At 33.8% G+C, this 18543-nt stretch carries 21 protein-coding genes; 5 read left to right on the forward strand and 16 right to left on the reverse strand.

Annotated elements, in window-relative coordinates; genetic code table 11:
• The first annotated feature begins 102 nt into the window (after positions 1-102).
• Together OZP10_RS07245 and tnpA are read left to right on the forward strand one after the other, a co-directional pair.
• The gene (locus OZP10_RS07245; protein ID WP_281634084.1) at positions 103-498 is read left to right on the forward strand and encodes a helix-turn-helix domain-containing protein; all 396 of its coding nucleotides are present in this window, start codon (positions 103-105) and stop codon (positions 496-498) included.
• 211 nt (positions 499-709) lie between these two features.
• Positions 710-1162 carry an IS200/IS605 family transposase gene (gene tnpA / locus OZP10_RS07250; protein ID WP_281634085.1) on the forward strand — a complete coding sequence of 151 codons (453 nt, stop codon included), beginning with the start codon at positions 710-712 and terminating at the stop codon, positions 1160-1162.
• A 213-nt stretch (positions 1163-1375) separates the two neighbouring features.
• Here tnpA and OZP10_RS07255 read toward each other — a convergent pair whose 3' ends face one another.
• Genes OZP10_RS07255 through OZP10_RS07265 form a run of 3 tightly spaced genes read right to left on the reverse strand, consistent with a single transcriptional unit; the run spans position 1376 to position 4225 of the window.
• Entirely contained in the window at positions 1376-2347 is a 972-nt protein-coding gene (locus tag OZP10_RS07255) for a lipid A deacylase LpxR family protein (protein ID WP_281634086.1), read from the reverse strand.
• Positions 2322-3113, reverse strand: coding sequence for a monofunctional biosynthetic peptidoglycan transglycosylase (mtgA, locus tag OZP10_RS07260; RefSeq protein ID WP_281634087.1), 792 nt, complete (start codon positions 3111-3113; stop codon positions 2322-2324). The genes OZP10_RS07255 and mtgA overlap by 26 nt, the downstream gene beginning before the upstream one ends.
• Positions 3113-4225 (reverse strand): NAD(P)/FAD-dependent oxidoreductase, encoded by a 1113-nt coding sequence (locus OZP10_RS07265; RefSeq protein ID WP_281634088.1) that lies wholly within the window; start codon positions 4223-4225, stop codon positions 3113-3115. The genes mtgA and OZP10_RS07265 overlap by 1 nt, the downstream gene beginning before the upstream one ends.
• Positions 4226-4420: 195 nt before the next feature.
• Here OZP10_RS07265 and OZP10_RS07270 point away from each other — a divergent pair, with 195 nt between their 5' ends.
• Together OZP10_RS07270 and OZP10_RS07275 are read left to right on the forward strand one after the other, a co-directional pair.
• Positions 4421-6322, forward strand: coding sequence for a S9 family peptidase (locus OZP10_RS07270; protein WP_281634089.1), 1902 nt, complete (start codon positions 4421-4423; stop codon positions 6320-6322).
• Between the two features lie 174 nt (positions 6323-6496).
• Positions 6497-8938 (forward strand): hybrid sensor histidine kinase/response regulator, encoded by a 2442-nt coding sequence (locus tag OZP10_RS07275; protein WP_281634090.1) that lies wholly within the window; start codon positions 6497-6499, stop codon positions 8936-8938.
• 27 nt (positions 8939-8965) lie between these two features.
• On the opposite strand, the gene OZP10_RS07280 is transcribed toward OZP10_RS07275, so the two are convergent.
• The 12 genes from OZP10_RS07280 to pdxA form a co-directional block, all read right to left on the reverse strand.
• A complete protein-coding gene (locus OZP10_RS07280; RefSeq protein ID WP_281634091.1) occupies positions 8966-10324 on the reverse strand; it encodes a sigma-54-dependent transcriptional regulator in 1359 nt (452 codons plus the stop codon).
• A gap of 136 nt (positions 10325-10460) precedes the next feature.
• Positions 10461-10757 (reverse strand): PepSY-like domain-containing protein, encoded by a 297-nt coding sequence (locus OZP10_RS07285; protein ID WP_281634092.1) that lies wholly within the window; start codon positions 10755-10757, stop codon positions 10461-10463.
• A 15-nt stretch (positions 10758-10772) separates the two neighbouring features.
• Positions 10773-11066, reverse strand: coding sequence for a PepSY-like domain-containing protein (locus tag OZP10_RS07290; RefSeq protein WP_177211836.1), 294 nt, complete (start codon positions 11064-11066; stop codon positions 10773-10775).
• Between the two features lie 17 nt (positions 11067-11083).
• On the reverse strand, positions 11084-11374 hold the full coding sequence (locus OZP10_RS07295) for a hypothetical protein (protein ID WP_129746601.1): 291 nt from the start codon (positions 11372-11374) through the stop codon (positions 11084-11086).
• A gap of 26 nt (positions 11375-11400) precedes the next feature.
• Positions 11401-11697 carry a hypothetical protein gene (locus tag OZP10_RS07300; RefSeq protein ID WP_111365738.1) on the reverse strand — a complete coding sequence of 99 codons (297 nt, stop codon included), beginning with the start codon at positions 11695-11697 and terminating at the stop codon, positions 11401-11403.
• 75 nt (positions 11698-11772) lie between these two features.
• A complete protein-coding gene (locus OZP10_RS07305) occupies positions 11773-12069 on the reverse strand; it encodes a hypothetical protein (protein WP_281634093.1) in 297 nt (98 codons plus the stop codon).
• Positions 12070-12426: 357 nt separating this feature from the next.
• Positions 12427-13773, reverse strand: coding sequence for an acetyl-CoA carboxylase biotin carboxylase subunit (gene accC / locus OZP10_RS07310; RefSeq protein ID WP_281634094.1), 1347 nt, complete (start codon positions 13771-13773; stop codon positions 12427-12429).
• 108 nt (positions 13774-13881) lie between these two features.
• The gene (accB, locus tag OZP10_RS07315; protein ID WP_095928350.1) at positions 13882-14367 is read right to left on the reverse strand and encodes an acetyl-CoA carboxylase biotin carboxyl carrier protein; all 486 of its coding nucleotides are present in this window, start codon (positions 14365-14367) and stop codon (positions 13882-13884) included.
• Positions 14368-14390: 23 nt separating this feature from the next.
• Positions 14391-15389: a beta-ketoacyl-ACP synthase III gene (locus OZP10_RS07320; protein ID WP_177211833.1), complete on the reverse strand. Its 999-nt coding sequence runs from the start codon at positions 15387-15389 to the stop codon at positions 14391-14393.
• Positions 15390-15564: 175 nt separating this feature from the next.
• Positions 15565-15759 carry a 50S ribosomal protein L32 gene (gene rpmF / locus OZP10_RS07325; protein ID WP_008465217.1) on the reverse strand — a complete coding sequence of 65 codons (195 nt, stop codon included), beginning with the start codon at positions 15757-15759 and terminating at the stop codon, positions 15565-15567.
• Positions 15760-15768: 9 nt separating this feature from the next.
• Positions 15769-16311, reverse strand: coding sequence for a YceD family protein (locus OZP10_RS07330; protein WP_177211832.1), 543 nt, complete (start codon positions 16309-16311; stop codon positions 15769-15771).
• Between the two features lie 105 nt (positions 16312-16416).
• Positions 16417-17466 (reverse strand): 4-hydroxythreonine-4-phosphate dehydrogenase PdxA, encoded by a 1050-nt coding sequence (pdxA, locus tag OZP10_RS07335; protein WP_281634095.1) that lies wholly within the window; start codon positions 17464-17466, stop codon positions 16417-16419.
• 57 nt (positions 17467-17523) lie between these two features.
• Here pdxA and OZP10_RS07340 point away from each other — a divergent pair, with 57 nt between their 5' ends.
• Positions 17524-18114, forward strand: a complete 591-nt coding sequence (locus OZP10_RS07340; protein WP_281634096.1) for a riboflavin synthase — start codon at positions 17524-17526, stop codon at positions 18112-18114.
• Positions 18115-18148: 34 nt separating this feature from the next.
• Here the strand turns inward: OZP10_RS07340 and OZP10_RS07345 are convergent, their stop codons facing one another.
• On the reverse strand, positions 18149-18424 hold the full coding sequence (locus tag OZP10_RS07345) for a hypothetical protein (protein ID WP_281634097.1): 276 nt from the start codon (positions 18422-18424) through the stop codon (positions 18149-18151).
• Positions 18425-18543: the final 119 nt, after the last annotated feature.

Below are 18543 nucleotides of genomic sequence, written 5' to 3' on the forward strand. Positions count from 1 at the left end.
AAACTATTATTTAATCCTTTTACCTTAACGTATTTTACAGAAACGAATCTGTTTTTTACTCAAAAACAATTTTGTAAATGATTTTTAAATACCTTTGATGTTATGAGCACAGCAACAAAACCAAATCATATAGGGCGAAAAATAAGCCGCATTCGTGAACTTCGTGATATGAAGCAAGAAGCTTTGGCACAAGCTTTAGGAACAAACCAACAAGCTATTTCTGCTATAGAAAATAGTGAAACAATCGATGACGCAAAACTTGCCGAAATAGCAAAAGCTCTCGGTGTAACTCCAGAAGCTATAAAGAGTTTTTCGGAAGAAAATGTGTTTAATTATTTTAATACATTTACAGATAGTCATGGAAACTTTGGAAATTTTGCTAGTGGGGCAATTTGCAATTTCAATCCTCTTGATAAAGTAGTTGAACTTTATGAGCGTTTAGTTCAGGCTGAAAAAGACAAAGTTGAATATTTGGAGAAATTAATGAAAGAGAAATAAGTCTTTCAATTTATTATAACGAAAAAGCCATTTCTGGAAAACAGAAGTGGCTTTTTTGTTTATTTATATTATGCCTTATTATGCCATAAATAAAACTTTTGGGGTGCGAATTCTGTGTTTATGCATTCAATATTTGCATTTGAAATCATTATGATCTAGTATAACTCGTCGGACTAAAAATTCATCAAACACAACTACAAAAGAGAAAAATATGCCTCAATCATTATACAAAGTATATGTGCATCTAGTGTTTAGCACAAAAAAACGTTATCCGTTTATTGACGACGATATAAAAGAAAAATTATGGGCTTACCTCGGAGGAATTTGCAAAGGGCTAGAATGCAATCCCATTCAAGTAGGAGGATATAATGACCATGTTCATATTCTATGCTTATTATCTAAAAAAATTACACAAATGAAATTGGTTGAAGAAGTAAAAAAACAATCATCAAAATGGGTAAAAACAGTAGATTCGCGTTATGCAAATTTTTACTGGCAGGACGGGTATGGCATTTTTTCTGTTAATCCTTCTCAATTGGATATCGTTATAAAGTACATTAAAAACCAAGAAGAACATCATAGAAAAAAGACATTCAAAAAAGAACTTTTAGCTTTTCTAAACAAATATAATGTTGAATATGACGAACGTTATCTTTGGGATTAGGCTTTCGCCCTTTCAGGGCTGGGTTAACTGCGTTCATTCACATTCACATTTATATTCATATTCATATTCATAGCATAGCGCGTTGCGCTATGCTAGTGGTTGCGCTCTTTCAGAGCTTTTTTTAGTATAGGCTGAAAGCCTATAAGCATCAAGATAGTGCAACGCATTATACAGCACTAGAGGATTAGAGGCACTATAGGATATATAGCTAGCCTATCTCAACAAAAACCCCATTCTTATCGACCCATAAAAATATCCAGAATTAGTATCAATTCCTGGATCTTTCAATTCTCTTCCGCGGTAAAGGAAAGAATAAGATATGTTGAAGTTGTTATGTCGGTATTTTAAACCCGCTTCTGCGTTGAAACGAAGTGGTTCCAAATCGAAAGTAATCGGACTTGTATCGTTAAACATGCTTCCTTCAATTGTGGCATCGTAAAACTGATAGTTGACACTTGGAGCCGCGTAGAAATAAAATTCTCTAATGTCTGGTTGAGCTTGTGCACTTACAGAAGCATTAAACATATTAGAATCGTAAATTGGAAGGAGTTTTTTAAATCCAAATCTTGCCATAAATCCTGTTGAAACTCCAGAAAAAATAGTTCCAAGATTTCCTTCTGACTGCCAATAAAGATCTACAAAATCATTATGTTTTGAAGGAAACATTTTTTTAGAGTAGATAGCATGCGCCTGAACACCGAAAGCATTATGCAACTGGTTTTCCCAACCGTAAACTTTCTTATAGCCTATAATTTCATGAAAACCAACCTGAGTTTCTTCTCCCAAAGCATTTGGCCCCATAAAACCCAATTGAAAATCAGTTTTTAAAACCGATTCGCTTTGATAAAAAAAACTTTTTCCCGCTTCTGCAAAAAGATAAGCTGTAAAAGGACGGTCATTTACTGTAACTGCTTCTTTGTTTAAAAATCGAGGATTGTAAATATATTGCCCAATACGAAACTCTGTAATTTTTTTATTGATTTTTGGATTATCGTTTTTTGATAAAAACCTGTAAAAAAGTTCCAAACCATTGGTGTAATACATATCATATTTAGACGATGTGTATAAATCGTTATCAGATATAAAACCAATTTCTGTTGTTTTTCCTTGTCCAAAAGTTAACGTTACAGTCAAAATCAGAAAAGCAAAAAGCAGTTTTTTACTTTTTCTTTTCTTCTTTTCCATCATAATTGATTTTTCCAACGTAACGCATTTCGCGTACAATTCGTTCTTTTCTTCTATTAATATAACTTGAAGAGCCTGTCGCTTTAAATTTTCTCGGATTTGGTAATATTGCCGCAATTCCCGCCGCTTGCATTGGAGTTAAACTTGAAGCATCTCGACGATACCAATGTTCGGTTGCGGCATAAGCACCGTAAACTCCATCTCCCATTTCGATACTGTTTAAGTAAACTTCCATGATACGTTCTTTCCCCCAGATAATTTCAATTAAAACGGTAAAATACGCTTCAAGTCCTTTACGGAAATAGCTTTTTCCCTGCCACAAAAAGACATTTTTGGCTGTTTGCTGCGAGATTGTACTTCCGCCACGAATTCTACGTCCGCGTTCGTTACTTTTATATGCTTTCTGAAGTGCTTTAAAATCGAAACCATTATGCGTCAGGAAAGTTCCGTCTTCGCTTGCAATAACGGCTTTTTGTAAATTCATTGAAATTTTATCAATCGGTTCCCAATCGTGATCAAAATAAACTTCTTTTCCTGCCATTTTATTTTCGATGGCGCGAATAAGCATTAAAGGTGTAAATGGCACAGGAACATATTTAAAAAAGATAACCGACCCGATAGAAATTCCGAAAAACCACAAAGCGGCTTTAATAAAAAACCATTTTATTTTTTCTCCAAAAGAACGATTCGATTTTTTTGAAGACGAAGTCTTCGGTTTTGGTTTGTTTGTAGTTGATTTTGGTGCTGTTTTTTTGGTAGTTGCCATTATATTAAATCTGCTAATTCTGTTCCTATTAAACTGCCTATCGCCACTCCCATTCCGCCTAAACGCACTCCACAGAACACATTTTCAGAAAGCTGAGTTACGACAGGATTCTTACTATTTCCGATTCCCATAATGCCGCTCCATCGGTGCGCAATTTGAAAATCCTGATTTGGTAAAATTACATTTTTCAGTAAATCTTCCAATCTATTTTGAATAATTTTCGTCTGCCCAAATTCGGTTGTTGTTTCTCCTTCAAAATCAAGATTTCTCCCTCCCCCTAATAAAATTCGATCGCCAATGTTTCTGAAATAATAGTAACCGCGGTCTAAATGAAACGTTCCTTTAATATCTAAATTGTGAATTGGTTCTGTAATTAAAACCTGAGCTCTAGCAGGTTTCACTGCCCCATTTGTCAAAGAACCCGCAAAGCCATTAGTCGCGAAAAGTAATTTTTGGGTTTTAAAACTAAAATCGCTTAAAACTACTTCAACATGATTTCCAGCATCTAGATATGACGTTACAGTTTGCTGATTTAAGATTAAAATATCTGCCAAAATTGCTTGTTTCAACAATTCCTGCATCATATTTCCAGTATCAATCTGTGCTTCAAACGGATTAAAAATTAAATAATCCTGAATATTTTGAAATCCAAATCGGTCTACTTCTTTAGAAAAAACATCGGCTTTGAAAAGCGGTTTCAAAACTTCATTGATAAACGGCATTTTAGAAATACATTCATTAAATCCAAATTCATCTTCTTTTAAAAACAATTCATATCCGCCATGCGGTTTAAAATCAATTGCCGTATCCCCTAATCTTTTTCGAAGTAATTGCAATCCTTTCCAACGTTTTTCGATAAGTGACACAACATCTTCTTCTGAATGTGTTTTTAAGTCATCCATAATTTCAGACAGACTCCCGAAACAGGCAAAACCAGCATTTTTTGTACTGGCTCCTTGCGGAAGCATTCCACGCTCGAGAACCAGAATTTTTGCATCAGGAAATCTTTCGCGTAAGCGTAATGCAGTATGCAGGCCAACAATTCCGCTGCCCACAATGGTATAATCTACATTCGTAAACCAGTTTTTAAGTTCCCAATAGCTTAGTTCCATCTTTTAGAGTTTTTATAAAAATAATGATTTTTTTGAACCATATAAGTAATTAAAGTTCATTTAAAATCTTTATCAAGTTGAGCGGAGTCGGAGCCTTTTTAACCTAAACTTTAACAAAATTTGGGATTTGGAATTTAACAACTTGGAATTTAAATGTTGTATTTTTAGCACCACAAAAAATAGAATAATTTGATTATGAAAAAACTAGTATTAACAACCTTAATAATGATGAGTTTAAATGCTATCGGACAGAATGTTATGTCTCCGGAATTGTTATGGAAATTAGGAAGAGTGACACCTCTTGGCATTTCTAAAGATGCGAAAAATGTCGTTTTTAAAGTTTCAACGCCTTCTGTGGCCGATAACAAGTCGACTTCTAAAATCTACACGATTCCTGTAACTGGAGGAACTGCAACCGAAATTAAAGATACAAAAGACATTTTGGCTGATAAAAACATTTCGCCTGACGGAAAATTTATCGTTTACAATGACGAAGTAAAACTGGAAAGTGTTTTAGGTAAAGATTTTTACCCAAGCCTAACAAAATCTGATGCTCAAATTTATGATGGATTAGATTACCGTCATTGGGACACTTGGAACGAAGGAAAATTTAATCACGTTTTTTATAAAGAAAACAAAGACGGAGCAAAAGGAATCGACATATTGAAAGGAGAAACTTTCGATTCTCCACAAAAACCTTTTGGAGGTGACGAAGATTATATCTGGTCGCCAGACAGCAAAAGCATTTTTTACGTTTGCAAGAAAAAAGCAGGAACTGCTTATGCAATTTCTACCAACACAGATATTTATGAGTACAATTTAGAAACTCAAAAAACTACTAATAAAACCGAAGGTAATTTAGGTTACGATACAGCGCCACAATTTTCTCCGACAGGAAATTTAACTTGGCTACAAATGAAACGTGACGGTTACGAGTCGGACAAAAATGATATTATTGTTGAGTTTAAAGGAATGAAACAAAACTTAACGGCAAACTGGGACGGAACTGTAGATAATTTTATCTGGAGTAAAGACGGAAGGACTGTATTTTTTGTGGCTCCAATTGACGGAACAAAACAACTTTTCTCTGTTAATTTTCCTGGTTTAACTAAAATCGCCATCAATGTTCGTCAATTGACAAATGGAGATTTTGATGTAAATGATTTAATTGGTTTCTCTGGAGATGATATTATTGTTACAAGAACAGACATGAATCATGCTGGTGAAATTTATTCTTTCAATTTGAAGAAAAATACTTGGAAACAATTATCAAATGTAAATACAGATACTTATAAAACTTTAGCTTTAAGTAAAACTGAAAAACGTTACGTTACAACAACTGACGGTAAAAAAATGTTGGTTTGGGTAATTCTTCCTCCAAATTTTGATGCTTCTAAAAAATATCCAACTTTATTATTCTGCCAAGGTGGACCTCAAAGTGCATTGACGCAATCATATTCTTTCCGTTGGAATTTCTCTTTGATGGCTGCAAAAGGTTATGTAGTTGTGGCTCCAAACCGTCGCGGAATGCCAGGACATGGAGTTGAGTGGAATGAGCAAATCAGTAAAGATTGGGGCGGACAAGTTATGGACGATTACCTTTCTGCAATTGATGATGTTGCAAAAGAAAGTTATGTTGACAAAAGCCGTTTAGGTTGCGTTGGTGCTAGTTACGGTGGATATTCTGTATTTTATTTAGCTGGAATTCACAAAAACCGTTTCAAAACTTTTATCGCTCATGATGGAGTTTTCAATACCGTTTCTATGTTAGGAACTACTGAAGAGGTGTTCTTTAACAACTGGGATTTTGGCGGACCTTACTGGGAAAAAGATAATGCGGTAGCGCAAAAAGCATATACTACTTTCAACCCTGCAACTTTGGTTCAGAACTGGAATAAGCCAATTTTGATTTTCCAAGGAGGAAAAGATTTCCGTGTGCCAATCGGACAAGGACAAGAAGCTTTCCAAGCAGCTCAATTAAGAGGAATCAAAAGTAGATTTGTGTATTTCCCAGACGAAAATCACTGGGTTTTAAAACCACAAAATGCTCAGGTTTGGCAAGGTGAATTTTTCAAATGGTTAGACGAAACTTTGTAACCTATAAAAACAATATTTTACAGCCGTAGATTTATATAATCTACGGCTGTTTTTGTTTCCACACCTTACAATTATGTAACATATTGAGTAGATTTACTTTTCTTAAAACAGATTTTTTTAGATAAATTGCAATGTTTTAATAATTCCGAATTTCCCAAATCTTTCAGCAAACATATGGAGACCAAAAAAAGTTACACCGCAATCAAAGTTTTATTCAGCTATGTTGCATTATTGGCTTTGGTTGTAACGGTGGGATGGTTTCTCTATTCTGAAAATGTTGTTTACAACAAACTGGAAGATAAGATTGCTTTAGAAAAAACCAAAATTCTTAGAGTTAGTAAATTATATTCGAATGTATATAAAACTGAAAGTTTAGCCAGACAGACGATTCAGAATAATTCGGAAAAAGATTTCAAGAACTATTTAATCGAAACCGATTCACTTCGCAAACGTATCGATACTTTAAAACAAATTGTTACCACAGAGTATCAAAAAACACTTTTGGATAGTGTTACTTATTTCTTGGCCGAAAAGACCGAAAACATTAAGCAATTAAGAGAAATAAAGAACAAAGCAGACGACGAAACTTCTGTAAATAGTGCGATTGATGAAATCACAAAAATGGAGTTTAACCTTAGAAAATTGGAACTTCAGGATTTTACCAAGAACCCAAATCAATTAGGAAGTTATCAGCGAAGTGTTTTACAGCGTTATGTCGATTATTTAAATTCGAACATTCCAGATGACAGCACCAATACGCTGAGCAAAAAAGCTTCAGATTCTATTTTAGCCAATTCTAAAAAGCTTTTGAGTTCTGTAAAACTAAAAGCCGAAAAGAAAAAAGAATCTTTGAATTTTGAAGAAAACAAATTGCTTCAAAATGAAATCGCAATTTCGGATCAGCTTAGAAAAATACTTCGCATTATTGAGCGAGAGATCATTATCAATTCGATAAAAAACAATTCATTAAAAGAAAAATCATTAAAAAGAGTCAACGAAATTGTAACGGCTTCGGCTGTTATTGGTTTATTATTGACTGTGTTTTTCTCTATTCTAATTGTCAGCGATTATTCAAAATCTCAATTGTATAAGAAACAGCTGGAAATCGCGAACTTCAAAACCAAAAATCTGCTCAAAAGCCGCGAACAATTAATTTCAACCGTAAGTCACGATTTAAAAACGCCTTTGAGCACTATTGTTGGTTATTCTGAACTTTTAGGCAATTCAGATGTCAATACCAAACAATCTTATTTCGTTAAAAACATTAAAAATTCGTCTGAATATATTACGCAGCTCGTTCAGGATTTATTAGATTTTTCGCAGATCGAAGCTGGAAAAATTTCTATAGAAAAAGTTCCATTTTCACTGCCTGAAATTATTGAAGATGTTGCCCGAAATATTCAAACCGTTTACAAACAAAAGGACATTGATCTTATTATAAATGTAGACGATCAGTTTCAGAAACGAATTGTTGGAGATCCTTTTCGCTTAAAGCAAATCTTAACTAACATTATTGGAAACGCTTATAAATTTACCGAAGAAGGTCATATTCGAATTGCCGCTTACGCGAATGACGATCAATTTTTTACAATTTCGATTCAAGATACTGGAATTGGGATTGAAAAAGCCAATCAGAAATTGGTTTTTGAAGAATTCGCACAGGCAAATGAAGGCATTGAGAAGAAATATGGCGGAACCGGCTTGGGATTATCAATCTGTCAAAAGATTATTTCTATTTTGGGTGGAAGTTTAAGTTTGGAAAGTATTTTTGGAAAAGGAAGCACCTTTATTATTCAGCTGCCGTTATTATTTGATAGCAGCCAAGAGAATATTGCTTTAAATGAAATCAGAAATAAACCGTCAAAAAATACCAAAAAACAAACTTTTATTGTTGTTGATGACGACATCAATCTGTTGAATTTAACGAGCGGAGTTTTAAAACAAGAACAGCATCAGGTATTTTCGTTTACTAATCCAGCAAAAGCTTTAGAAACGATTCAGAGAACGCCAATTGATTTTATTATTACTGATATTCAGATGCCGGAAATTGACGGGTTTCAATTTTTAGAGAAACTCCGTGAACTTCCAGAAACTGTCTTTAAAAATCAGCCTGTAATTGCACTTACTGGAAGAACAGATTTGGATCTTTCTGTATATAAAAATGCTGGTTTTACTACGGTTATAAAGAAACCTTATTCTCCTAAAATTTTACTGGAAACCATTCAGCATATTTTAGATCATGAAGAAGTTCCTGTGGCTGAAAATTCGGAAAACACAAATAAAAACACTTCTCAAATCTATTCTTTAGAAACATTGAAAGACTTTTTGGGACAAGATGAGTCGGCCTTAAAAGAAGTTTTAAAATCTTTTATAGATACTACTATAGAAAATATCGAGCTTTTAAAAACTGCGGTTCAAGAGCAAAATCATGATGAAATAAAATCTATTGCGCACCGAATTGCACCAATGTTCAAACAAATTCAGTCGAACGAAATTGGTGAACTTTTAAAGGATCTGGAAAAAGAAGATTTAAACACAATTGATCTAAAAGCTACATTTTCAGATTTAGAAGGAAAAATAAAAATTCTTTTTACGGAATTGAAGCAAGAGATTTAAAATGCTACTTTTTAGAAAAGTACTTTTTTATTCAATATTATACTGCTTCAATTTATTGTAAAGTGTTTTTCTGGTAATTTTAAGAAGTTTTGCCGCTTCAGATTTATTATTCTGTGTTTTTGATAACGCATGAATAATGGTTTCTTTTTCATTTTCAGACAATGAAAAAACTTCGTTTGAAGCAGGCTGTTTTTGAATTTGGAAAAATTCTGCCGGCAGCACATCACTTTCTATAAAATCACCACGAGTTAAAAGAGTAGCACGTTTTACGCAATTTTGCAATTCACGCAAATTCCCTGGCCAGCTGTAATTTTGAAAAATAGAAACTACTTCTGGAGAAAATCCTATAACATCTTTATCTAATTGCTGATTCGCTTTTTCTAGGAAATAATCGGCAAAAACCATTAAATCTTCACCGCGATCTTTTAAAGAAGGAGACTGAATCGAAAACTCATTGATTCTATGGTATAAATCTTCTCTAAAATCGCCGTTTTTTACTGCCTCGCGTAAATCTTCATTCGTTGCCGTAATAATACGTATATCGACGTTTATTTCTTTATTGCTTCCAACAGGTTTGATTTTTCTTTCTTGAAGCGCTCTCAATAATTGAATTTGGTTTTCGTACGAAAGATTTCCAATTTCGTCCAAAAATAAAGTTCCGCCATTAGCCGCTTCAAAATATCCTTTTTTATCGTTTATTGCTCCAGTAAAAGATCCTTTTAAGTGACCAAAAAATTCACTCGCCGCCAATTCTTTCGGAATTGCCCCGCAATCTACTGCAATAAAATTGTTGTCTTTTCTTCTACTCTGCTGATGAATGCTTTTGGCTATAATTTCTTTTCCTGTACCACTTTCACCAATAATTAAAACAGACATATCGGTTGGACTTACCAATTGAATATGATCTAAAAGTTTTTTTGAAGCAACAGAAATTCCTTTTACAAATTCGTTCTCAGCTGTTGTGGTCTTTTTAACCGTTTTTTTCTTTTTTTCTGGAGTTTCCGATTGTTCTTCGACTTCGGCTTTTGGAGCTTGCAGCGCATTGGTGATAACCAAAAGAACCTCGTCTGGATTGAAGGGTTTAGAGATATAATCTGCCGCTCCATTTTTAATGGCTTTAACAGCAGTATTTACATCAGAGTATCCAGTCATTAAAATAACCGGAATATGCGGGTGAGAATTTTTAAATTCAGACATAAGTCCGATACCATCAGAATCAGGTAGGCGAAGATCTGTCAAAATCAAATCAAAAGATTCGTTTTTAACTGCTTCACGTGCTTCTGCTGCAGAGAAAGCTATCGTTACATCGTACGCTTTTTTGATCAGAAATTTTTCTAATAATTTACAAAACGCAATATCATCTTCTATTACTAATATCTTCGGCATCTGCTCTTAGGGACTTTTTGCTAAAATAATATTATTAAACTTGTTATTTCATAAAATTATGTAAAATATGTAAAAAAAAAGAGATTGCACGACGCAATCTCTTTTTCACCAAAAACATAAATCTAAATTCACCTAATTATATTTTCAACCAGTTACCATTGACATCTGAGTATACAGTAGCCTTTTGGTCTCCAACTGATATTTCGAGTTTATACTCTTTTTTTTCATTTACAAATGCTTTATCCAGTTTTGCTCCCGGATAAGCAGTCTGCAAGGCTGTTTTCACAGCTGCAGGTACAGCATCTGCAGTAACTTCTGTGTATTCTGATTGAATAGCCACAGTTGCATTAGTATTTTGAGAAACAGGCAATACATTTGCATGAATTGACATGGTTCCTAAAGCAACTACTGCCGATAAGATTAACTTTTTCATAATGCTGATTTTTAATTATTTCTTGATGATGTTACCAGAAGCATCTGTAAAAATGGTATACTTCTTTTCTCCACTTGAAATTTCAAGTTTATACTCGTTTTTGTCGTTTTTATAAGCTTTTTCTAGCTTAGTATTTGGAAACGATTTTTCAACTGTAGACTTCACAGCTGCCGGAATTTGGTCTGCTGCTACTTCAGTAAATGCATCTTGAAAAATTGCTGATTGAGTAATTGAGATTGCTGGAAGAACTGCAGCATTTACTGAAAGGCTTCCTAAAACAATCGCTGCTGATAAAACTAACTTTTTCATAATATTGTGGTTTTAAATTATTTTTTAAGAATGTTACCAGAAGCATCTGTATAAACGATCGATTTTTCGCCTCGAACGGTTATCTCAATTTTGTACTCCTTTTTATCATTTACCCATGCTTTTTCAAGCACTACACCAGGATAAGCTTCATCTAAGCCTTTCTTCACAGCTGCGGGAACTCCGTCTACTTCTTTATATCCATCCTGATCATTAACTGTCTGTACCATTGGGTTAGTTACAGCAGTGGTTTCTGCATGCATCGACAAACTGCCTAAGACAATTGCTGCCGATAAGATTAACTTTTTCATAGTTATAGTTTAAGGGTTAGACTTAATTATTTTTTAATCCAAGTTCCGTCTGCGTTAGCAAAAAGATTACCTGTTTTATCTCCAACAGTTACTTCAAGCTTGTATTCAGATTTTGTGTTTTTAAATGCTTTAGAAAGCACAGCATCTGGATATGCTTTTTTCAAAGCGTCTGTGACAGCTGTTGGAAGTTCTTCCAATTTAATTTCTGTATAATCATCTTGGATAGAGATTGTTTTTACGATTGTATTTGAAATTGGAGAAGTTGAAGCAAATGATGTTAAACCTCCCAAAACGATTGCGGCTGATAAAAATAAATTTTTCATGATAGTTCTTTTTTAATATAGTTAATTTGATCTTCGTATTCTTGATCCGGATTTTCACAAAATCTAAGATTTAGATTATTGTTTGATCCAAGTTCCGTCTGCATTTGCGAAAAGATTTCCAACTTTGTCGCCAACCGTTACATCAAGTTTATATTGTGCTTTTTCGTTTTTATATGCTTTAGTAATCACTGCTTCTGGATATGCTTTTTTCAAAGATTCTGTAATAGCAGCAGGTAATTCTTCTAATTTGATTTCAGTGTATTCGTCTTCGATAGAAATCGTTTTTACAATAGTATTTGTTACTTGTGTAGTTGAAGCGAATGAAGTTAAACTTCCTAAAACAATTGCGGCTGATAAAAATAAATTTTTCATAACGTATATATTTTAATTAATAGTTGTTTACGCTTTAAGTAATGAAATTATTATGCCGTAAAAGAAAAGAGCTATGCCAAAGACCATAAAATACTGTTTTTAAAGACTTTACATCAAATATACCAAAAAAAAAAATACTGTGAAAGGTGTGTAAAAGAGAAAATAAGTGTGTAATAAGTAAACACTTAAAGTGTAACCTTTAGAAAAATTTCAATAAATCAAATTCCAAATCACAAAGCTTACAGTGAAGTTTTAAGCTCCTACTTTAAAGTTTAGGTTTCCAATATTGGAATTTAAATATTGTAATTAATAAAGATTTATAAAAGAAAAAGGCTTCCAAATTTGGAAGCCTTTTAATTATTCTGGACTATTCATTTTAAATGTATCCATAAATGCAGTTGTATAATCTCCTGCAATATATTTTGGATCATCCATTAATTGTCTGTGGAAAGGGATTGTAGTTTTCACACCTTCGATTACGAATTCATCCAAAGCTCTGCGCATTTTGCTGATAGCTTCTTCACGAGATTGTGCAGTTGTAATTAACTTAGCAATCATCGAATCGTAGTTTGGCGGAATACTATATCCTGAGTAAACGTGAGTATCTAAACGAACTCCGTGTCCTCCTGGCATATGAAGCGTAGTAATTTTTCCTGGTGAAGGGCGAAAATCGTTATAAGGATCTTCAGCATTAATACGAACTTCAATAGCATGTAATTGTGGCAAGTAGTTTTTTCCTGAAATTGGAATTCCAGCAGCAACCATAATCTGCTCACGGATCAAATCATAATCAATAACTTGTTCTGTAATTGGGTGCTCTACTTGAATACGAGTATTCATTTCCATGAAATAGAAATTTCTGTGTTTATCAACCAAAAACTCTACAGTTCCAGCTCCTTCGTATTTAATGAATTCAGCAGCCTTTACAGCAGCCTCTCCCATTTTTGCACGAAGTTCGTCTGTCATGAAAGGTGAAGGTGTTTCTTCCGTCAATTTTTGGTGACGACGCTGTACCGAACAGTCTCTTTCAGAAAGGTGACATGCTTTTCCGTAAGAATCTCCAACAACCTGAATTTCGATATGACGTGGCTCTTCAATAAGTTTCTCCATGTACATTCCGTCGTTTCCAAATGCTGCAGCAGCTTCTTGACGCGCACTTTCCCAAGCTTTTTGAAGCTCTTCTTCTTTCCAGATAGCACGCATTCCTTTTCCACCACCACCAGCAGTAGCTTTCATCATAACTGGATAACCAATTTCTTTAGCTACTTTTTGCGCATGTTCGTAAGATTCTAATAATCCGTCTGAACCTGGTACACAAGGCACTCCTGCTGCTTTCATTGTAGCTTTTGCAGAAGCTTTATCTCCCATACGGTCGATCATTTCTGGAGCAGCACCGATAAATTTAATTCCATGCTCTTGACAGATTTTAGAGAATTTAGCATTCTCAGAAAGAAATCCATAACCTGGATGAATTGCATCTGCATTTGTAATTTCTGCAGCTGCAATAATATTTGACATTTTCAAATACGATAAGTTACTCGGAGGAGGACCTATACAAACCGCTTCGTCGGCAAATTTAACATGCAAACTTTCTGCATCGGCTGTAGAGTAAACTGCAACAGTTTTGATTCCCATTTCCTTACATGTACGAATTACACGTAGTGCAATTTCTCCTCTATTCGCAATTAATATTTTTTTAAACATCTTATTTTAATTAGATAATTAGACAATTTGATAATTAGATAATTTTAGATGATTAACAAAACTTTTTTCGAACCATTCTAAAATCTAAAATCTAAAATCTAAATTTATTTATGATGGATCTACTAAGAATAAAGGTTGATCAAATTCTACTGGAGACATATCGTCAACTAGAATTTTTACAATTTTACCAGAAACTTCAGATTCGATTTCGTTGAATAATTTCATTGCTTCAATTACGCAAAGAACATCACCTTTAGATACAGTGCTTCCAACTTCTGTGAAAACAGGTTTGTCTGGAGATGGTTTTCTATAGAATGTTCCAATGATTGGAGATTTTATAGTAATATATTTAGAATCGTTAGCAGCTGGTGCTTCTGGAGTTACACTTACAACTGTTGGAGCTGTAACTTGTGGAACTGCCGCTTGAGGTAAAGCTGCCTGAGCAGGTAATTGCTGTACGTAAGTTGCTTCAGTTACATTTGTTTCTAAAGTTGTTCTGATCGTGATTTTTACATCATCCATTTCTAACTTCACTTCTGCAACGCCCGAATTTGCAACAAATTTGATTAGGTTTTGAATTTCTTTTAAATCCATAATGATTCGTTTTTAGTTTTAATTTATTTTTTATCGTAAGCCCATTTTAAATAGATAGATCCCCAAGTGAATCCACCACCAAAAGCGGCAAAGATAATATTATCTCCTTTTTTAAGCTTATCTTCAAAATCAGCTAATACTAATGGCAAAGTTCCAGAAGTAGTATTACCGTATCTTTCGATATTTACCAGCACTTTAGACTCGTCTAATTCCAGTCTTCCTGCAGTAGCATCGATAATACGTTTGTTAGCTTGGTGCGGCACTAACCAGTCAACATCTTGATTTGTCAAATTATTTCTTTGTAAAATCAATTCGCTGGCATCAGCCATATTAGTTACAGCATATTTGAAAACAGTTTTACCGTCTTGCATAATATTGTGCTGTCTGTTTTTAATAGTTTCTTCTGAAGGCGGAATCAAAGAACCTCCTGCTGGAATTTTAAGAAAATCACGTCCTACACCATCACTTCTCAAATACTCATCCTGCAATCCTAAACCTTCATAATTTGGTTCGAAAAGAACTGCACCAGCTCCATCTCCAAAAATAATACAAGTTGCTCTATCAGTATAATCTACAATAGATGACATTTTATCGGCACCAATTAAAAGTACTTTTTTGTAACGTCCTGACTGAACATACGCTGCAGCCGTTGACATTCCGTATAAGAAACTTGAACACGCAGCCTGCAAATCGTATGAAAATGCATTTGTTGCTCCAATTTCTGTAGCAACATAAACCCCCGTAGAAGCCACCATCATATCTGGCGTTGCAGTTGCCATTATAATCATATCAATCTCAAGCGGATCAATATTTGCTTTTGCAATCAAATCCTTTGCTGCTTGTATCGCAAGGTACGATGTACCTTTATCAGCATCTTTAAGAATTCTTCTTTCTTTAATTCCTGTTCGAGCGGTAATCCACTCATCATTGGTATCAACCATTGTTTCTAATACTTGGTTCGAAAGAACGAAGTCAGGAACATAAGCTCCAACAGCGGTAATTGCGGCTGTGATTGTATTCATTATATTCTATTATTTTCCTTTCAAATTATTGATAATTTGAAAAATTTTTAAAAGACTTGAAAATTACAAAAAAAAACGTCACGAATTTGTCTATATTTTCCTAAAAATCGAAAATTATAACCAACAAAAAAAACTCTCACTATGTGAGAGTTCTAGTATAATTTACAAAAACGTATTAAGCAACCGCTTCAGATTTATCGATAACAACTTGCCCTCTGTAGTACATTTTACCTTCATGCCAGTAAGCTCTGTGGTATAAATGCGCCTCACCTGTAATAGGACATGTAGCGATTTGAGCTACAGTAGCTTTGTAATGTGTTCTTCTCTTATCTCTTCTTGTTTTCGAGGTCTTTCTCTTAGGATGTGCCATTTTACTATATTATTTATCCGTTAATAGTTTCTTTAATTTTTCCCAACGCGGGTCAATATCTTCTTCTTTGTTACTCTCTTCCTTTTGTTCTTTTACACTTAATTCATTCAGTTTTGTCAAAGCTTCTGTTTGTAGACTTCCATCTTTAACACCTGGATGAATTCTCTTCTGCGGAACAGAAAGCGCGATCATTTCATAAATATATTGTGCAATATCTACTTCATGTTCACCATGTGGTAAAATCAACAACTCTTCATTATCATCATTAAATTCTTCTCCAAAGCGAACAATTAATTTCATTTTCCCTTTTATAGGTAAATCAAAATCTTCGCCTGTCAGATCACAAGGCACGTTTACCGTTCCTTTGTGTTTGAATTCTAACTCTAACATATTACTTTTCTTATCGAAAAGTAAATTGACTTTAATATCTGAACTTTGAAACTCGTCGTACTCAAAGTTCTTAAAGAACGTGTTATTTATTTGATACTCAAAATGGTGTTTTCCTAGTTTTAATCCTATGAAAGGAATTAAAAATTCTTTTGTTTTGCTCATTTCAACATCAATTTGATCAATCCGATTCTAAAACTAGATATCCGAATTGGGGTGCAAAGATATAAAATTATTATAAAACTAATAATCTTATTCACCTTTTTTTGTTTATAACTGTTTTTCTTTTATTTTAAGAGGTTTTTGGCTAATCTCCTCATACTGATTACGCGAGCGAAAAATATCAATTGCAAGATAGACTGCTTCTTTAAATGAATTGTAATCTGCCATATCTTTTCCTGCTATATCATAAGCTGTGCCATGGTCTGGAGAAGTTCTAACCTTATTTAAACCTGCTGTATAATTAACTCCTTTTCCAAAAGACAAGGTTTTAAACGGAATTAATCCTTGATCATGATACATTGCTACAACAGCATCATATTTTTCATAATGACCGCTACCAAAGAAGCCATCTGCTGGAAATGGACCAAAAGCCATTGTCCCAGAATCAAATATTTTCTTCAATGTTGGTTTTAAAACCAAATCGTCTTCTTTTCCAATCACGCCGCCATCACCAGCATGCGGATTCAATCCTAAAACTGCAATTTTTGGCTTCACTATACTAAAATCCTGAACTAAAGACTTTCTAATAGTTTCAATTTTTTTAGTAATTAATTCTTCCGTTAAATGAGAAGCGACTTCGTTTAACGGCACATGATCTGTAATTAAACCTACTCGTAAATTATCTTGAACCATCATCATAAGCGCATCGCCTTCTAATTCTTGATTCAAATAATCGGTATGGCCTGGAAATTTAAAATCTTCAGACTGTATGTTATATTTATTAATAGGAGCTGTAACCAGAACATCTATTTCGCCATCTTTCAAAGCTTTTGTTGCCGCCACAAAAGATTTTATTGCATACTCGCCTATTTTAGGATCATTTACTCCAAAATTTATATCAACTCCTTCTCTCCAAAGATTTAGAACATTCACTTTACCCGGAATGATTTGATCTAATTTATCAACTCCATGAAATTGAATTGTCGATGTAAAACTTTTTCTAACAAAAGATAGAATTTTAGCATTTGCAAAAATAACCGGCGTACACAATTCCAACATACGAGAATCTTCGAATGTTTTCAGTATAACTTCGCTTCCAATACCGTTTAAATCTCCAACTGAAATTCCAACAATTATATTTTCTGCTTTTTTATTCATGAGCTCAGTTTATTTATTACTAATTTTGATGTGCAAATTTAGTAAAATAAAACCACAATGTTCACAGGAATTATAGAAACACTCGGCAAGGTTCACGAAATCAGAAAAGATCAAAACAATCTTCACATAACAGTTGACTCATCCATAACACACGAATTAAAAATAGACCAAAGTGTTTCGCACAACGGAATATGCCTTACAGTTGTAGCCATTAAAGACTCTCTTTATACCGTAACTGCAATTGACGAAACAATTTTAAAAACCAATATCGGCGATTGGAAAACTGGCGATATTGTAAATCTTGAAAGAGGAATGAAACTTGGCGACCGCTTAGATGGCCATATAGTACAAGGACACGTAGACCAAACTGGAACCTGCATAAAAATCGAAGAAGCAAACGGAAGTTGGAATTATACTTTTGAGTATGATAAAAACCAAAACAACATCACAATCGAAAAAGGTTCAATCACAGTAAATGGTGTTAGTCTTACGGTTGTTAATTCTAAGACTAATGAATTTAGCGTTTCAATTATTCCGTATACTTACGAACACACTAATTTCAAAGATTTCAAAGTTGGAACAAAAATCAACCTTGAGTTTGATGTAGTAGGAAAATATATTTCTAGACTTTATTCGATAAACAAATAACATTCTAGATTTTCAATAAAAAAAAGCTTCAATATTAAATTGAAGCTTTTTTTGTTTGATTTTTATGTATCGCTATTGCTCCTAAAGCTACACCGCTGGCAAGGAGAAAACTAATATTTTGATCTATCGGGAAATCAGGAGGTTGTCCACCGCAAGGAGGTTCATCACAACCGGGATCGTCTTCCATTTCATCTAAACCAGAGTTACCTGGAACTGGAGTTTCATTACTATTACCACCTTGTGAAAGGGCTACAGAAACATTTAACAACAATAAGGCAATTACTAAAAATGGGGCTTTTAGATTTTTCATAAATTCAAGCTCTTGCAAAAGCAAGTCTGTATAGTTATTGACAAATATTCTTCAATAGAAATTTCTTACGAATGCTTTTCTATCTCCAAAATCTGAAACAAAAGTATAAGTTTTTTGCA

It is taken from the genome of Flavobacterium luteolum, assembly GCF_027111275.1.
In the GTDB taxonomy this organism is placed as follows: domain Bacteria; phylum Bacteroidota; class Bacteroidia; order Flavobacteriales; family Flavobacteriaceae; genus Flavobacterium; species Flavobacterium luteolum.

Coding starts and splice junctions, on each gene's coding strand:
- OZP10_RS07245 (WP_281634084.1), top strand. CDS start 103: ATGAGCACAGCAACAAAACCAAATCATATAGGGCGAAAAATAAGCCGC.
- tnpA (WP_281634085.1), top strand. CDS start 710: ATGCCTCAATCATTATACAAAGTATATGTGCATCTAGTGTTTAGCACA.
- OZP10_RS07255 (WP_281634086.1), bottom strand. CDS start 2,347: ATGGAAAAGAAGAAAAGAAAAAGTAAAAAACTGCTTTTTGCTTTTCTG.
- mtgA (WP_281634087.1), bottom strand. CDS start 3,113: ATGGCAACTACCAAAAAAACAGCACCAAAATCAACTACAAACAAACCA.
- OZP10_RS07265 (WP_281634088.1), bottom strand. CDS start 4,225: ATGGAACTAAGCTATTGGGAACTTAAAAACTGGTTTACGAATGTAGAT.
- OZP10_RS07270 (WP_281634089.1), top strand. CDS start 4,421: ATGAAAAAACTAGTATTAACAACCTTAATAATGATGAGTTTAAATGCT.
- OZP10_RS07275 (WP_281634090.1), top strand. CDS start 6,497: ATGGAGACCAAAAAAAGTTACACCGCAATCAAAGTTTTATTCAGCTAT.
- OZP10_RS07280 (WP_281634091.1), bottom strand. CDS start 10,324: ATGCCGAAGATATTAGTAATAGAAGATGATATTGCGTTTTGTAAATTA.
- OZP10_RS07285 (WP_281634092.1), bottom strand. CDS start 10,757: ATGAAAAAGTTAATCTTATCGGCAGTAGTTGCTTTAGGAACCATGTCA.
- OZP10_RS07290 (WP_177211836.1), bottom strand. CDS start 11,066: ATGAAAAAGTTAGTTTTATCAGCAGCGATTGTTTTAGGAAGCCTTTCA.
- OZP10_RS07295 (WP_129746601.1), bottom strand. CDS start 11,374: ATGAAAAAGTTAATCTTATCGGCAGCAATTGTCTTAGGCAGTTTGTCG.
- OZP10_RS07300 (WP_111365738.1), bottom strand. CDS start 11,697: ATGAAAAATTTATTTTTATCAGCCGCAATCGTTTTGGGAGGTTTAACA.
- OZP10_RS07305 (WP_281634093.1), bottom strand. CDS start 12,069: ATGAAAAATTTATTTTTATCAGCCGCAATTGTTTTAGGAAGTTTAACT.
- accC (WP_281634094.1), bottom strand. CDS start 13,773: ATGTTTAAAAAAATATTAATTGCGAATAGAGGAGAAATTGCACTACGT.
- accB (WP_095928350.1), bottom strand. CDS start 14,367: ATGGATTTAAAAGAAATTCAAAACCTAATCAAATTTGTTGCAAATTCG.
- OZP10_RS07320 (WP_177211833.1), bottom strand. CDS start 15,389: ATGAATACAATCACAGCCGCAATTACCGCTGTTGGAGCTTATGTTCCT.
- rpmF (WP_008465217.1), bottom strand. CDS start 15,759: ATGGCACATCCTAAGAGAAAGACCTCGAAAACAAGAAGAGATAAGAGA.
- OZP10_RS07330 (WP_177211832.1), bottom strand. CDS start 16,311: ATGAGCAAAACAAAAGAATTTTTAATTCCTTTCATAGGATTAAAACTA.
- pdxA (WP_281634095.1), bottom strand. CDS start 17,466: ATGAATAAAAAAGCAGAAAATATAATTGTTGGAATTTCAGTTGGAGAT.
- OZP10_RS07340 (WP_281634096.1), top strand. CDS start 17,524: ATGTTCACAGGAATTATAGAAACACTCGGCAAGGTTCACGAAATCAGA.
- OZP10_RS07345 (WP_281634097.1), bottom strand. CDS start 18,424: ATGAAAAATCTAAAAGCCCCATTTTTAGTAATTGCCTTATTGTTGTTA.